Annotated in this window: 8 protein-coding genes; 7 read left to right on the top strand and 1 reads right to left on the bottom strand. The window is 64.5% G+C overall.

Annotated features, from left to right (window positions below; genetic code table 11):
* Positions 1-214 precede the first annotated feature (214 nt).
* Complete coding sequence (locus tag ACFDR9_RS23255; RefSeq protein WP_327075764.1) at positions 215-2,563, bottom strand: Tex family protein; 2,349 nt, start codon at positions 2,561-2,563, stop codon at positions 215-217.
* A 204-nt stretch (positions 2,564-2,767) separates the two neighbouring features.
* Here ACFDR9_RS23255 and ACFDR9_RS23250 point away from each other — a divergent pair, with 204 nt between their 5' ends.
* The 7 genes from ACFDR9_RS23250 to ACFDR9_RS23220 all read left to right on the top strand — a co-directional run.
* Positions 2,768-5,866, top strand: coding sequence for a DEAD/DEAH box helicase (locus tag ACFDR9_RS23250; RefSeq protein ID WP_327075765.1), 3,099 nt, complete (start codon positions 2,768-2,770; stop codon positions 5,864-5,866).
* A gap of 134 nt (positions 5,867-6,000) precedes the next feature.
* Positions 6,001-7,197, top strand: coding sequence for an ATP-binding protein (locus tag ACFDR9_RS23245; RefSeq protein WP_409032506.1), 1,197 nt, complete (start codon positions 6,001-6,003; stop codon positions 7,195-7,197).
* Between the two features lie 35 nt (positions 7,198-7,232).
* Positions 7,233-7,913 (top strand): response regulator transcription factor, encoded by a 681-nt coding sequence (locus ACFDR9_RS23240; RefSeq protein ID WP_017878301.1) that lies wholly within the window; start codon positions 7,233-7,235, stop codon positions 7,911-7,913.
* 186 nt (positions 7,914-8,099) lie between these two features.
* Entirely contained in the window at positions 8,100-8,807 is a 708-nt protein-coding gene (locus tag ACFDR9_RS23235) for a transposase (RefSeq protein WP_409032505.1), read from the top strand.
* Positions 8,808-9,001: 194 nt separating this feature from the next.
* Positions 9,002-13,717, top strand: coding sequence for a glutamate synthase-related protein (locus ACFDR9_RS23230; RefSeq protein ID WP_409032504.1), 4,716 nt, complete (start codon positions 9,002-9,004; stop codon positions 13,715-13,717).
* A 74-nt stretch (positions 13,718-13,791) separates the two neighbouring features.
* The gene (locus ACFDR9_RS23225) at positions 13,792-15,255 is read left to right on the top strand and encodes a glutamate synthase subunit beta (protein ID WP_409032503.1); all 1,464 of its coding nucleotides are present in this window, start codon (positions 13,792-13,794) and stop codon (positions 15,253-15,255) included.
* 312 nt (positions 15,256-15,567) lie between these two features.
* Positions 15,568-15,989, top strand: a 422-nt coding sequence (locus ACFDR9_RS23220) for a contractile injection system protein, VgrG/Pvc8 family (RefSeq protein WP_409032502.1), incomplete at its 3' end; no start/stop codon positions are given.

Raw genomic sequence — 15,989 nt, 5'->3', positions numbered from 1 at the left:
ACTGGCCGCGCCCTACCTCACTGGCATGTCAAGCTTTTTATTGTATTTCGCTCTACTTTTAAAGAAAAATTCTTAACTTGGGTGGATTGGGTCAGACCCTGGGGGGCTGGCCCCGGCTCTTTGTCTGTGGCTTTCCTTGAGGCGCCGGTGTTGAAGCGTGGGCCGCCTACAGCGCTTTGCCCGGGCGGAAGGCCGCGCCACCGACCCGGCCGCCTTAGCCGCGCAGCTTGGCGAACGCCGCCGCCATGCTGCCGCCTTCCGCAGGCGCCTTGGCGCTTTGCTGCTGGTGCTGGGCCAGGTGTTTGCGGTCGTTGCGGTCGCCGCGCTGTTCCGGCTTGGCGCCGGGCTGCGGCGCGCTATCGGTCAGGCGCATGGTCAGTGCGATGCGTTTGCGCTTTTCGTCCACCTCCAGCACCTTCACGCGCACCACCTGACCGGCTTTGACCACCGTGTGCGGGTCCTTGACGAAGGTGTTCGACAGCGCCGAGATGTGCACCAATCCGTCCTGATGCACGCCGATGTCGACAAATGCGCCAAAGGCGGCGACGTTGGTGACGACCCCTTCCAAGATCATGTCCGGGCGCAGGTCGCGGATTGCCTCGACGCCTTCCTTGAAGGTGGCGGTGGTGAACTCGGGACGCGGGTCGCGCCCCGGCTTTTCCAGTTCCTTCAGGATGTCGGTAATGGTCGGCACGCCGAATTTCTCGTCGGCGTACTTGGCCGGGTTCAGGGTCTTCAGCAGCGCGGCCTCGCCGATGACGGCCTTGATGTCTTTTTTAATGTCGGCCAGGATCTTTTCAACCAGCGGATACGATTCCGGGTGGACCGCCGAGGCGTCCAGCGGGTTCTCGCCGCCCATCACGCGCAGGAAGCCGGCGGCCTGCTCGAAAGTCTTCTCGCCCAGGCGCGGCACCGCTTTGAGCGCCGCGCGCGAGGCGAACGCGCCCTTCATGTCGCGGTAGTTGACGATGCTTTGCGCCACGCTCGAGGACAGGCCGGAGACGCGCGCCAGCAGTGGCGCCGAGGCGGTGTTGACGTCGACGCCGACCGCGTTGACGCAGTCCTCGACGACGGCGTCGAGCGAGCGCGCCAACTGGGTCTGGCCGACGTCGTGCTGGTACTGGCCGACGCCGATCGATTTCGGGTCGATCTTGACCAGCTCGGCCAGCGGGTCCTGCAGCCGGCGCGCGATCGACACGGCGCCGCGCAGCGACACGTCCATGTCGGGCAGCTCGCGCGAGGCGAATTCGGACGCCGAGTACACCGACGCGCCCGCCTCGGAGACGACGATCTTGGTCATTTTCTGTTCCGGGAACTGCTTGATCAGGTCCTGCGCCAGCTTGTCGGTTTCGCGCGAGGCGGTGCCGTTGCCGATCGAAATGAGCGACACGTTGTGCTTGGCGGCCAGGCGGCCGAGCGTGTGCAGCGACCCGTCCCAGTCGTTTTTCGGCTGGTGCGGGTAGATCACCGCCGTGTCCATCACCTTGCCGGTGGCGTCGACCACGGCCACCTTGACGCCGGTGCGCAGGCCCGGGTCCAGGCCCATGGTGGCGCGCTGGCCGGCCGGCGCGGCCAACAGCAGCGCCTTCAGGTTCAGCGCGAAGACGTTGATGGCGTCGAGTTCGGCGCGTTCGCGCAGCGCGCCCATCAGTTCGGTTTCCAGGTGCATGAAGCTTTTCACGCGCCAGGTCCAGCGCGCCGTGTCGGCCAGCCACTTGTCGGCCGGGCGGCCCTGGTTCTTGATGCCGAAGCGGGCGGCGATACGGCCCTCGCACGGGTTGTGCGGCGCGTCCCACTTGGGTTTCTCGGCCTCGGTGTCGAGCCGCAGCGTGACGTCGAGGATCTGCTCGCGCCGTCCGCGCAGCAGGGCCAGCGCGCGGTGCGACGGCACCGTCGAGATGGTTTCGGAATAATCGAAGTAATCGGCGAATTTTTCGCCCTCGTCCTGCTTGCCTTCCACCACTTTGGACTCAACTATGCCATGCTCTTGCACGTATTCGCGCAGCGCCTGCAACAAGGTGGCGTCCTCGGCGAAGCGCTCCATCAGGATTTGGCGCGCGCCGTCCAGCGCCGCCTTGGTATCGGCGACGCCGGCGTTGTTGCCGTCGCCCGTGGTAAACGCTTCGCGCAGGTACTTGGCCGCCTCCAGTTCCGGGTTGTGCCGCGGGTCGCCCAGCAGCAGCTCGGCCAGCGGCGCCAGGCCCGCCTCGATGGCGATCTGCGCCTTGGTGCGGCGCTTTTGCTTGTACGGCAGGTACAAGTCTTCCAGCCGAGTCTTGTCCTCGGCGTGCATGACGGCGTCGAGCAACTCCGGCGTCATCTTGTTTTGCTCGGTGATCGAGGCGACGATGGCGGCGCGGCGCTCCTCCAGCTCGCGCAGGTAGCGCAGGCGCTCTTCGAGCAGGCGCAGCTGGATGTCGTCCAGGCCGCCGGTGGCCTCCTTGCGGTAGCGCGCGATGAAGGGCACGGTGGCGCCTTCGTCGAGCAGGGCGATGGCGGCGGCGACCTGCGCCGGTTTGGCGACGAGTTCGAGGGCGAGACGTTGTTCGATAGAGGGCAGCATGGCGAGTTCCAAAGCGGTCAAGCGTTGAATGATACGCAATCGGCGCGATTGTGCCAGTCTTGACAGCGCAAATGGACTGTGCGTCGGCCCCCGCCCGGGCCAAGATGGGGGTGCGAGATGATATTGAATAAACCACGAGCGCGCGTATCGCGGATAATATTGCCTGTTAACGATTCTGCTTAGACTTTTACACACATGCGTACCATGGATTTAACCCGCGACGAGATCAGTGAACCCCGCGCCACGCCCGGCACCCCGGCACCGCAACTGCCGTATGCCGTTGCCACCTGGCTGCAGCGGGTGGACGCCGCCGCGCACCCGAAAGCGAGCCTGAGCGCCGTCGAGCCGGACCCGAAACTGGCCCAGTACCGCCTGATCTACGTGCTCGCGCCCACCAGCGGCGGGCGCCACGTGGCCTTGTGCCTGTACAAGGCGCGCCTGCGGCCGAACGGCGACGTCGCCGCGGCGACCCCGGTCAGCGAAGTGTTTTCGCTGCTGTCGGCGCCGCCGAGCTTCCTGTTGCCGGCCGACGAGGACCTGGTGCGTTTCTTTGTTGCCATGCGCACCGGCCAAACCTCGCAGACCGGCAGCGCCACCGAGCCGAAGGGTAAGATCGGCGCGGCGCTGCTGCAGATGCTGGCCGAGCAGGGTAAATTGCTTTGGTCCAATTCGTGGGCCGACGTCGGCAACGGCCTGGTGTATCCGCTGCAGGGCGGCCTGCTGCGCCAGGCCACGCTGGTCTGGCGCGAAGAGGGCAAGCACATGCGCCTGGGCTGGCAAGTCGAGGCGGCCGAGGGCGCCAAGCACCACGGCGCCGACCAGATCGACTACATGCTGCCGACCGACCCGCCGTGGTACATCGACAACCTGTCGTGCGGCGTGCTGGCGCTGAACCAGGGCGGCGCCGACATCGCGCTGCCGGAATTGCAGGCGCTGGTGGCGCAGGCCCCCTTATTGAACGGCAACGACAAGGTGCGCGTGTCGCAACTGTTGCTGGCGCACGGCTTGCAGCACCTGATGCCGCTGCCGCAGCCGCTGCCGCAGCGCCTGCGCGAAGACGTGCCGGCGCGGCCGGTGCTGGTGCTCGACAGCGCGCAACTGGCCGACGCCAGCGCGCCGCGCTGGCACGACTTCGCCGTGCTGTCCTACGACTACGACGGCGAGCGCGTCTCGTTCGACCCGTCGCAGCGCGTGGTGCGGCAGGTCGGCAACGTCACCGAAATCATCCAGCGCAACAGCGCGCAGGAGGCGGCCGCGCTGGAGACCTTGAGCGCGGGCGGCTTCGGCAGGCCGGCGGCGATGCCGCTGAGCGGGCTGAAGGGCGCGCTGTTGCTGGCCGGCCAGTCCGAATGGCTGCGCTTTGCCGACGGCGGCATCGCCGCCTTGCAGCAGCAGGGCTGGATCGTCGAAAAAACCGCCAAGTACCGCTACGACGTCAGCGTCGTCGAGGACTGGTACGCCGACATCGCCGAGCCGGCCGACAGCGGCAACGCCTGGTTCGAGCTGGAGCTGGGCATCGTCGTCAACCACCAGCGCGTGCCGCTGCTGCCGGTGCTGGTGCAACTGATCCGCGGCGCGCCCAACGATTTCAACCCGAAGGCGCTGGAGGCGCACGGCGACGCCGACCAGATGCTCGCCACCTTGCCCGACGGCACCCGCGTGGCGCTGCCGTGGGCGCGCGTCAAGCCCATCCTGAACACGCTGGGCGAGCTGTATTTCAGCGACAAGATCAAAACCTCGGTGCGCATGTCGACGCTGGACGCGGCGCGCCTGGACGAGCTGGCGCGCGGCCTGGAGCTGCGCTGGAGCGGCGGCGCGCAGCTGCGCGAGATGGGCCGCAAGCTCAGCCAGTTCGGCTCGGTGCAGAAAGTGGCGGCGCCGGCCGGCCTGCGCGCCACGCTGCGCGACTACCAGGCCGACGGCCTGGCCTGGATGCAATTCCTGAGGAATTACGACCTGGCCGGCATCCTGGCCGACGACATGGGCCTGGGCAAGACGGTGCAAACCCTGGCGCACATCCTGATTGAAAAAGAGGCCGGAAGGCTGACCAGCCCGGCGCTGGTGATCGCCCCGACCAGCCTGATGGGCAACTGGCAGGACGAGGCGGCCCGCTTCGCGCCCGACCTGCGCGTGTTGCTGTTGCAGGGCAAGGACCGCCTGCAGCAGTTCGACCAGATCGACGGCTGCGACCTGGTCTTGACGACCTACGCGCTGTTGCCGCGCGACGAGGAAAAGCTGCGCGAGCACGACTTCCACCTGGTCATCCTGGACGAATCGCACTACATCAAGAACACCCGCTCGAAGGCGGCCCAAAGCGCCGGGCTGCTGCGGGCGCGGCACCGCCTGTGCCTGTCCGGCACGCCGCTGGAAAACCACCTGGGCGAGCTGTGGTCGCAATTCCACTTCCTGCTGCCGGGCCTGCTGGGCGACGAGAAAAGCTTCAACAGCCAGTTCCGCCACCCGATCGAGCGCCAGGACGACCCGCTGCGGCGGCAGTTGCTGAACCGCCGCATCAAGCCCTTCCTGCTGCGCCGGACCAAGGACAACGTCGCCAAGGAGTTGCCGCCGAAAACGGAAATGGTGCGCAAGGTCGAGTTGACCGGGCCGCAGCGCGACCTGTACGAGACGGTGCGCCTGGCGATGGACCAGAAGGTGCGCGAGGAAATCGACAAGAAAGGCGTGGCGCGCAGCCAGATCGTGATTTTGGAGGCGCTGCTAAAGCTGCGCCAGGTGTGCTGCGACCCGCGGCTGGTGAAATCCTTGCCGTCGAAAAAGCAGGCGGCCGGCTCGGCCAAGCTGATCGACCTGATGCAGATGATCGAGGATTTGCTCGACGAAAACCGCAAGATCCTGGTGTTCTCGCAATTTACCAGTATGCTCGCCTTGATCGAGGAGGAATTGGAGGCGCGCGACATCCCGTACGCGCTGCTGACCGGCGACACCAAGGACCGTTCGGCCCAGGTGGCGGCGTTCCAGCAGGGCGCCGTGCCGATATTCCTGATCAGCCTGAAGGCCGGCGGCGTCGGCCTGAACCTGACCGCGGCCGACACCGTGATCCATTACGACCCGTGGTGGAACCCGGCGGCCGAGAACCAGGCCACCGACCGCGCCTGGCGCATCGGCCAGGACAAGCCGGTGTTCGTCTACAAGCTGATCGCAAAGGGCACGCTGGAAGAAAAAATCCAGCTGTTGCAACAGAAAAAATCGGAACTCGCGCAATCGATCCTGGCCGAGGGCGAAGCGCAGAAGATGGCGCTGACGCAAGAAGACCTGCAGCAGATCTTCGCCCCGCTGGCCGATTAGCGGTGCCGGACCCGGCGGCGCGTCGTAGGTCGGGTTAGCCCATCGGGCGTAAGCCGACAACGGTGGCCTGGAGCAGCGCGTCTCGCTTAGGCCAACTACAAACCTGGCTAACTTAACGGCAACGAAAGCGAAACATGCCCTACCTGATCCTGTTGGCCGGCGCCGTGGCGCTGCTGCTCTGGCGCCTGTTCCAGCTGCGCGCCGCGCTGCTGCGCGCGCGCGCCGGCGAGGCCCGCTTCCGCCAGTTGGCCGAGCACAGCGTCGACGCCGGCTGGATCATCGACTGCGCCAGCGCCAAACTGATCTATATTAGTCCGGCGGCGCAGCGCCTGCTCGGCCACGACCAGGCCGGGCTGGAAACGCTGGCGGCGCAATTGGCGCTCGACCTGCCCGAACGCATCCAACGCTTCGCCGCCGGCGACGCCGCCGCCCCGCCCTCGCTGCGCAGCGTCGAGCTGACGCACCGGGACGGCCACGCCGTGCCCGTCGAACTGCACTCCACCCTGGTGGCCGACGCGCGCGGGCGCGCCGTCGCCCTGGTCGGCGTGCTGCGCGACGTCAGCGCCGCGCGCGCCCAGGAACAGGCGCAGAAACGTTTCGCCTCGATGCTGTCGCATGAATTCCGCACCCCGCTGGCGACCATCGACGGCGCCATCCAGCGCCTGGAAACGACGGGCGCCACGGCCGACGACGCCACCCGCAAGCGCTACCGCAAGATCCAGACCGCGGTCGACCGCCTGCTCGCGCTGATCGACGAATACCTGACGCCGGAGCGCATGGCCAGCATCGGCCGCCAGCGCCAGGCCGACGGCATCGCGCCGCAAGCGCTGCTGGAGGAGGCCGCCGCCCAGTTCAACTCGCTGCGGCACCCGGTGACGTTGCGCGCCAGCGGCCTGCCCGGCTATCTGCGCTGCGATCCCGACGGCATGCGCCTGTGCCTGCAAATTTTGCTCGACAATGCCTGCGCCTACACGCCGGCCGGCAGCCCCATCGAACTGAGCGGCCAGCCGGCGCCCGAGGGCGGCATCGAATTGTGCGTGCTCGACCGCGGCCCCGGCGTGCCGGAAGACGAGCTGGGTCGCCTGTTCGACAAGGGTTTTCGCGGAAGAAACGCCGCTGCGCACAAGGGTTCCGGTTTGGGGCTGTACATGGCGCGGGCGATGCTCGACGTGCACGGCGGCAACCTTACGGCGCAAAATCGCGCGGAAGGGGGTGCCGCTTTCCGCATTTGGCTGCCCATCCCGGCGGATACCGGGAAAAACCTTGCGTCTCACGATTGCAACAGTGATAATTCCTGGACGCAAACCGAGGCTGGGATTCACCAGAGTTGAGGCGGTTTGCTCACTAACCGAAGAATGGCGCAGCAATGACGAAAATATTGATCGTCGAAGACAATCTCGACTATGCCGAAGACATGGCAGAGTTTTTATTGGAGCTCGAACACGAAGTACATATCACCAGCTCGGCTGGCGACATGTGGGCGGCTTTGAGCCAAGGAAATGTTGGCGTGGTTGTGCTCGACCTCGGCCTGCCGGACGAGGACGGCTTCAACGTCATCCCGCGCATGCGCCAACTCTATCCGCAGATCGGCGTGCTGGTGCTGACCGGGAGGGTGGCGTTCGACAGCCGCATCCTCGGCCTGCGCCTGGGCGCCGACCACTATTTGACCAAGCCGATTAAATTCCCCGAACTGGCCGCCCACATCGAGGCGCTGGACCGCCGCGTCGGGCCGCAGGACCCGTTGCCGGTGCCGGGCAAATGGACGCTGAAAGTGAGCGCGCGCCAGCTTGAGCTGATGGGCTCGGTCATTGCGCTGACGGAAAAAGAGTTCAATTTTCTGCACCTGCTGACGATTAACACCCGTCCGGTGCCGCGCGACGTCATCGTCGCCGGCATGGGTGGCGACGACCCGGACGCCGGCCGCCGCGTCGACATGCTGGTGTACCGGCTGCGCAAGAAGGCGCGCAGCGGACTCGGCCAAGACTTGCCGCTGCGCAGCGCCTATGGCGAAGGCTACAGCCTGTCCACCAGTTTCAACCTGTCGTAGCCACTTCGGGGACAGACCACGATTTCCGGGAAACGTTTCGCGGAAATCGTGGTCTGTCCCCGGTTTGGCGTCTTCCGGCTAAATGGGGGCGGAGTCGCGCCGTTTTTCCGGAATCGCAAATAAATTGGGGGACGGAGTGCGGTTCTTGCGTAAAATCGCGGTATCTCCCGCTCATTTTTCCCGCACATGGCCCGTCTTCCCCGCCTTATCCTGCCGTCCCAGCCGCATTACGTCATCCAGCGCGGCAACAACGGCCAGCCCATCTTCATCGACAGCGCCGACCACCTGGCCTTTCTGGGCTGGCTGCGCACGGCCGCCAAAACCTTCAAAGTCGCGGTCCACGCCTACGTTTTGATGCCCGACCAGCTGCATTTGCTGGTCTCGCCCAGCGACGAGGGCGGCCTCGGCCAGATGATGCAGTGGCTGGGCCGCTATTACGTGCCCTACTTCAACCAAAAATACGAACGCAGCGGCGCCCTGTGGCAGGGACGCTACAAAACCTCGGTGATCGATCCGGAAAATTTCTTCCTCACTTGCAGCCGTTACCTGGAATTCGCCCCGGTCAGCGCCGCCCTGGCGCCGCGCCCGCTCGACTACGCCTGGTCCAGCTATGCCCACCACGCCGGTGTACGGCCCGATCCGATCATCACCGACCACCCTTTGTATTGGGCGCTGGGCAACACGCCGTTCGACCGCGAGGCCGCCTACCTGGCGCTGACCGAGCAGGCGCTGGCTGCCGACGAGGTCGAAACCGTCGAAAAAGCCGTTTTGAAGGGCTGGCCGCTGGGGACGGAGCAGTTTAAGAAGGCGCTGGAACGTAAATTGAAGCGCCAGGTACTGCCGGCGAAACGCGGCCGGCCATTCAAAGTCGTCGAGAAATCCAGCGTCGACTGATTTCCACGCGGTGCCAGAAACCCGGATTGTCGACCAATCCGGTTTTTTTGAAATTTTAATGACTCTGTCCCCATTAAATTTTTTGAGCGACGCCAGAAAAATTAATACGACTCCGACCCTAATTGTTCCAGTTGAGTTTTCTGCTGCATTGCACTACTCTAGATTTTCAATATCAAAAAGTGCTGGAGAAACTCATGATTGCTCAAGGTTTATACGATCCTTCCAACGAACACGATGCCTGCGGCGTCGGTTTCGTCGCCCATATCAAGGGCAACAAAACCCATTCCATCGTTGAACAGGGTCTGTTGATCTTGAAGAACCTGGATCACCGGGGTGCGGTCGGCGCGGACGCGCTGATGGGCGACGGCGCCGGCATCCTGATCCAGATTCCGGACCAGTACTACCGCGACGAGATGGCCGCGCAAGGCGTGGAGCTGCCGCCGCCGGGTGAATATGGCGTCGGCATGGTGTTCCTGCCGAAGGAAAACGCTTCGCGCATCGCCTGCGAGCAGGAAATCGAGCGCGCCGTGCGCATCGAAGGCCAGGTCGTGCTGGGCTGGCGCAACGTGCCGGTCGACTACGACATGCCGATGTCGCCGACCGTGCGCGCCAAAGAGCCGGTGATCCGCCAGATCTTCATCGGCCGCGGCCCGGACATCATGGTCACCGACGCGCTCGAGCGCAAACTGTATGTGATCCGCAAATCGTCGGGCCACGCGATCCAGGCGTTGAAACTGCTGCATGGCAAAGAATTCTTCGTGCCGTCGATGTCGGCGCGTACCATTGTTTACAAGGGCCTGCTGCTGGCCGACCAGGTTGGCGTGTATTACAAGGACTTGCAGGACGCCCGATGCATCTCGGCGCTGGCGCTGGTGCATCAACGTTTCTCGACCAACACCTTCCCGGAATGGCCGCTGGCCCACCCGTACCGCCTGATCGCCCACAACGGCGAGATCAACACCGTCAAGGGCAACTTCAACTGGATGCGCGCGCGCGAAGGCGTGATGAAGTCGGCCGTGCTGGGCGACGACCTGCAAAAGCTGTTCCCGCTGATCTATGAGGGCCAGTCCGACACGGCTTGCTTCGACAACGCGCTGGAACTGCTGTTGATGGCCGGCTACCCGATTGCCCAGGCGATGATGATGATGATCCCGGAAGCCTGGGAAAACCACACGACGATGGACGACAACCGCCGCGCCTTCTATGAATACCACGCGGCGATGATGGAGCCGTGGGACGGCCCGGCCGCGATGGCCTTCACCGACGGCCGCCACATCGGCGGCACGCTGGACCGCAACGGCCTGCGCCCCGCCCGCTACATCGTCACCGACGACGACCTGGTGGTGATGGCGTCGGAGTCGGGCGTGCTGCCGATCCCGGAATCGAAGATCATCCAGAAATGGCGTCTGCAACCGGGCAAGATGTTCCTGATCGACCTGGAGGCGGGCCGCATCATTGACGATAAAGAGTTGAAGGACATGTATTCGAACGCCAAGCCATACAAGGCCTGGATCAACTCGGTACGCATCAAGCTCAACGAAATCAAGCTCAGCGAAAGCCAACTGGCGCACAACCGCGTCAAGTACGCCACCGCGCCCGGCGAAAAAGCGCTGCCGTCGTTGCTCGACCGCCAGCAGGCGTTCGGCTACACCCAGGAAGACTTGAAATTCTTGATGGCGCCCATGGCCGTCGCCGGCGAAGAGGCGACCGGTTCGATGGGCAACGACTCGCCGCTGGCGGTGATGTCGAACAAACTCAAGCCGCTCTACAACTACTTCAAGCAATTGTTCGCGCAGGTGACCAACCCGCCGATCGACCCGATCCGCGAAGCGATGGTGATGTCGCTGGTGTCCTTCATCGGTCCGAAGCCGAACTTGCTCGACACCAACAACGTCAATCCGCCGATGCGCCTGGAAGTATCGCAGCCGGTGCTGGGTTTTGACGACATGGCGCGCCTGCGCAACATCAGCCTGCATACCGGCGGCAAGTTCAAGTCATATGAGCTGAACATCTGCTATCCGCTGGCATGGGGTAAGGAAGGCGTCGAAGCCTGCCTGGCCTCGCTGTGCGCCGAGGCGGTCGACGCCGTCAAGTCCGGCCACAACATCCTGATCGTCTCGGACCGCAGCATCTGCGCCGATAAGGTCGCTATCCCCGCCCTTTTGGCGACATCGACGGTGCATCAGCACTTGGTCAGCAAGGGCTTGCGCGCCTCCACCGGTTTGGTGGTGGAAACCGGTTCGGCGCGCGAAACGCACCACTTCGCGTTGCTGGCAGGTTACGGCGCCGAAGCCGTGCATCCGTACCTGGCGATGGAAACGCTGATGGAAATGGCCGCCGGCCTGCCGGGCGAGTTGTCCGGCGAAACCGCCGTCTATAACTACACGAAGGCAATCGGCAAGGGCCTGATGAAGGTCATGTCGAAAATGGGCATCTCGACCTATATGTCGTATTGCGGCGCGCAAATCTTCGAAGCGATCGGCTTGAACAAGTCGCTGATCGACAAGTATTTTAAGGGCACCGCCTCGAACGTCGAGGGCATCGGCGTGTTTGAAGTGGCGGAAGAGGCGTTGCGCCTGCACGCGCTGGCCTTCGGCGACGATCCTTTGCTGGTGAACAACCTCGACGCCGGCGGCGAATACGCCTTCCGCGTGCGCGGCGAAGAACACATGTGGACCCCGGACGCGATCGCCAAATTGCAGCATTCGACCCGCAGCAACAATTTCTCCAGCTATAAGGAGTATGCGCAAATCATTAACGACCAGAGCCGTCGCCACCTGACGCTGCGCGGCCTGTTCGAGTTCAAGCTCGACCCGTCGAAGGCGATCCCGCTCGACGAAGTCGAACCGGCGAAGGAAATCGTCAAGCGTTTCGCCACCGGCGCCATGTCGCTCGGCTCGATCAGCACCGAGGCGCACGCGACGCTGGCCGTGGCGATGAACCGCATCGGCGGCAAGTCGAACACCGGCGAGGGCGGCGAAGATCCCAACCGTTACGTGATGGAATTGAAGGGCATCCCGATCAAGCAGGGCGAAACCATGGCGTCGGTGGTCGGCAACGAGCAGATCATGGTCGACATTCCGCTGCAGGCGGGCGATTCGCTGCGTTCGCGCATCAAGCAGGTGGCGTCCGGCCGTTTCGGCGTGACCGCGGCCTACCTGAACTCGGCCGACCAGATCCAGATCAAGATGGCGCAGGGCGCCAAGCCGGGCGAAGGCGGCCAGTTGCCGGGCCATAAAGTGTCCGAATACATCGCCAGCCTGCGCTTCTCGGTGCCGGGCGTCGGCCTGATTTCGCCGCCGCCGCACCACGACATCTACTCGATCGAAGATCTGGCGCAGCTGATCCATGACTTGAAGAACGCCAACCCGCGCGCCTCGATCTCGGTCAAGCTGGTGTCGGAAGTGGGTATCGGCACCGTCGCCGCCGGCGTCACCAAGGCCAAGGCCGACCACGTGGTCGTCGCCGGCCACGACGGCGGCACCGGCGCCTCGCCGCTGTCGTCGGTCAAGCACGCCGGCACGCCGTGGGAACTCGGCCTGGCTGAAACGCAACAGACGCTGGTGTTGAACGGCTTGCGCAGCCGCATCCGCGTGCAGGCCGACGGCCAGATGAAAACCGGCCGCGACGTCGTCATCGCCGCCCTGCTGGGCGCCGACGAGATCGGTTTCGCGACCGCGCCGCTGGTGGTCGAGGGTTGCATCATGATGCGCAAATGCCATCTGAACACCTGCCCGGTCGGCGTCGCCACGCAAGACCCGGTTCTGCGCGCCAAGTTCTCCGGCAAGCCCGAATACGTCGTCAACTACTTCTTCTTCGTTGCCGAAGAGGCCCGCCAGCTGATGGCGCAACTGGGTATCCGTACCTACGACGAACTGATCGGCCGGGTCGACCTGCTCGACAAGTCGAAGGCGATCACGCACTGGAAGGCGCGCGGCCTGGACTTCTCGGCCATCTTCCACAAGCCGGAAGTGAGCGGCGAGCAAGCCACCCGCCACGTCGAGAACCAGGACCACGCGCTGGAAAAGGCGCTCGACCACAAGCTGATCGCGCAAGCGCGGGCGGCGCTGGAAAAAGGCGAGCGCGTCTCGTTCATCTCGCCGGTGCGCAACGTCAACCGCACCGTCGGCACGATGCTGTCGGGCGAAGTGGCGAAACGCTACGGCCACGCCGGATTGCCGGACGACACCATCCACATCCAGCTGCAAGGCACGGCGGGCCAGTCGGCCGCCGCCTTCCTGGCGCACGGCATCACGCTCGACCTGGTCGGCGAAGGCAACGACTACGTCGGCAAGGGCTTGTCGGGCGGGCGCATCATCGTGCGGCCGAACACCGAGTTCCGCGGCTGGGCGGTGGACAACATCATCATCGGTAACACGGTGTTGTACGGCGCCATCGCCGGCGAAGCCTTCTTCAACGGCGTGGCCGGCGAACGCTTCGCGGTGCGCAACTCCGGCGCCACCACGGTGGTCGAGGGCCTGGGCGACCATGGTTGCGAATACATGACCGGCGGCACCGTCGTGGTGCTGGGGGCGACCGGACGCAACTTCGCGGCCGGCATGTCGGGCGGCATCGCCTACGTCTACGACCCGCTGGGCGACTTCTCGAAGCGCTGCAACACCGCGATGGTGGCGCTGGAACCGGTGCTGAGCAGCGGCGAACAGCAACTGGACCGCGCCTCGTGGCACAGCCAGCACCGCGACGGCGAGCCGGAAGCCGACGAAGTGATCCTCAAGCGCCTGATCGAGCGTCACTTCAAGCACACCGGCAGCACCCGCGCCCGTTTCCTGCTGGACGACTGGGGCCAGGCGCGCAGCAAGTTCGTCAAGGTCTTCCCGAGCGAATACAAGCGCGCGCTGATTGAAATGGCCGAAAACGCAGCGATGGAAGTGCAGCCGATCGCCGCCTAAGGGGCGCCGCACACATCGATACGGGGGACGGGCCAGTCCCGTCCCCGCCAGCAAAAAATACTAAAGGATTTATCGTGGGAAAAATCACCGGCTTTATGGAATTCAAGCGTCAGGAAGAGGGCTATCTGCCGCCTGTCACGCGCCTCAAGAACTACCAGGAATTCGTGCTGCACCTGTCCAACGAGCAAGCGACCAAACAGGGCGCGCGCTGCATGGACTGCGGCATCCCGTTCTGCACCACCGGTTGCCCGGTCAACAACATCATCCCGGACTGGAACGACCTGGTGTACCGCGGCAACTACCGCGAAGCGCTCGACGTGCTGCACTCGACCAACAACTTCCCCGAATTCACCGGCCGCATCTGTCCTGCGCCGTGCGAGTCGGCCTGCACGCTGGGCATCAACGAAGACCCGGTCGGCATCAAGTCGATCGAGCACAAGATCATCGACATGGGCTGGGAACACGGCTGGGTTACGCCGCAGCCGGCGGGCTTTAGCACCGGCAAGAAAATCGCCATCGTCGGCTCCGGCCCGGCCGGCATGGCGGCGGCGCAGCAACTGGCGCGCGCCGGCCACGCCATCACCGTGTTCGAGAAAAGCGACCGCGTCGGCGGCCTGCTGCGCTACGGCATCCCCGACTTCAAGATGGAAAAATCGCATATCGACCTGCGCGTCAAGCAGATGGAAGCCGAAGGCGTCACCTTCCGCACCAGCGTACTGGTCGGCAAGGATTTTCCGGCCAACGTCAACAACTGGGCCAAGGAAACGATTTTCCCTGAAGACCTGGAAAAAGACTTCGACGCCGTCATCATCGCCGGCGGCGCCGAGCAGCCGCGCGACCTGCCGGTGCCGGGCCGCGAGCTGAAGGGCGTCCATTTCGCGATGGACTTCCTGCCGCACCAGAACAAGGTCAACGCCGGCGACAAGGTCAAGGACCAGATCAAGGCCGTCGGCAAGCACGTCGTCGTCATCGGCGGCGGCGACACCGGTTCCGACTGCGTCGGCACGTCGAACCGCCACGGCGCCGCGTCGGTGGCCCAGTTCGAACTGATGCCGCAACCGCCGGAAAAGGAAAACAAGCCGATGGTGTGGCCGTACTGGCCGACCAAGCTGCGCACCTCGTCGTCGCACGAAGAAGGTTGCGAGCGCGACTGGGCGGTGGCCACCAAGCGCTTCGAAGGCAAGGGCGGCAAGGTCGACAAGCTGGTCGCCTGCCGCGTCGAGTGGAAAGACGGCAAGATGGTCGAAGTGCCGAACTCGGAATTCGAAATGAAGGCCGACCTGGTCTTGCTGGCGATGGGCTTCGTCTCGCCGGTGCAGCAAGTGCTGGACGCCTTCGGCGTTGAAAAAGACGCCCGCGGCAACGCCAAGGCGACGACCGACGGCGAAGGCTGCTACAAAACCTCGGCGCCGAACGTGTTCGCCGCCGGCGACATGCGCCGCGGCCAATCGCTGGTCGTCTGGGCCATCCGCGAAGGCCGCCAATGCGCCCGCGCGGTCGACGAATTCCTGATGGGTTCGTCCGTCCTGCCGCGTTAATTCCACAACACCGCACCTCCCCGAAGTACCGGGGTCAGACCGTGTCGCCTTGGCGCGAAGGGCCTGACCCTGGCTATTTTCCTCTGGTTTACTGTCATCGTCCCCGGCACCCACGCTGGCGCGACACCGCCCGCCCCCGACCCTCCGAACATCTGCGCGATGGTCCGGCAAAGAATTCTCCAACGCAATTACTTGTCATTTCAATTGAATCACTCTTGTGTCCGTTTCCCTTCTGGGGTGTAATGCGACTGCACAAAATATTAATTAATTTGCATTAGAGAGTGCCGCGTCGCACCACGGGAGTATTGCCAAATGTCACTGTCGTCCAATTCACAGACCCAGGCGTCCAGCCTGCAAGCCTTGCTTGGCGGCTTCACGCAAAGCACCCGCCTACTGCAACTGACGACACCGCTCGGCCCCGACAAATTACTGGTCGAATGCCTGCGCGGCGAGGAAGGCCTGAGCCAGGGCTACTCGCTCAAGATCGCGGCGCTGTCCACTGACGCCCGCATCCCCCTGAAATCGCTGATCGGCCAGCCCGCCCGCGTCGACCTGCTCACCAGCGCCGCCGGCGTCCGGCGCCCCTTCCACGGCCACATCACGGCGGTGGAAATGACCGAGGCGAACGGCGGCTTCGCCCGCTACGCGCTGACCATCGAACCATGGACCGCCTTCCTGGCGTTGAACCAGGACAGCCGCATCTTCCAGGACATGACGGTGTGCGACATCCTCGA

It is taken from the genome of Janthinobacterium sp. CG_23.3, assembly GCF_046115965.1.
Classification (GTDB): domain Bacteria; phylum Pseudomonadota; class Gammaproteobacteria; order Burkholderiales; family Burkholderiaceae_D; genus Janthinobacterium.
Note: the sequence above shows the minus strand (reverse complement) of the source record. Positions and strands in the feature narration are given on the sequence as shown.

Bases quoted from the DNA above. Each gene is read 5' to 3' on its own strand.
- ACFDR9_RS23245 (WP_409032506.1), top strand. From the start codon at position 6,001: ATGCCCTACCTGATCCTGTTGGCCGGCGCCGTGGCGCTGCTGCTCTGG.
- ACFDR9_RS23250 (WP_327075765.1), top strand. From the start codon at position 2,768: ATGGATTTAACCCGCGACGAGATCAGTGAACCCCGCGCCACGCCCGGC.
- ACFDR9_RS23240 (WP_017878301.1), top strand. From the start codon at position 7,233: ATGACGAAAATATTGATCGTCGAAGACAATCTCGACTATGCCGAAGAC.
- ACFDR9_RS23235 (WP_409032505.1), top strand. From the start codon at position 8,100: ATGGCCCGTCTTCCCCGCCTTATCCTGCCGTCCCAGCCGCATTACGTC.
- ACFDR9_RS23230 (WP_409032504.1), top strand. From the start codon at position 9,002: ATGATTGCTCAAGGTTTATACGATCCTTCCAACGAACACGATGCCTGC.
- ACFDR9_RS23255 (WP_327075764.1), bottom strand. From the start codon at position 2,563: ATGCTGCCCTCTATCGAACAACGTCTCGCCCTCGAACTCGTCGCCAAA.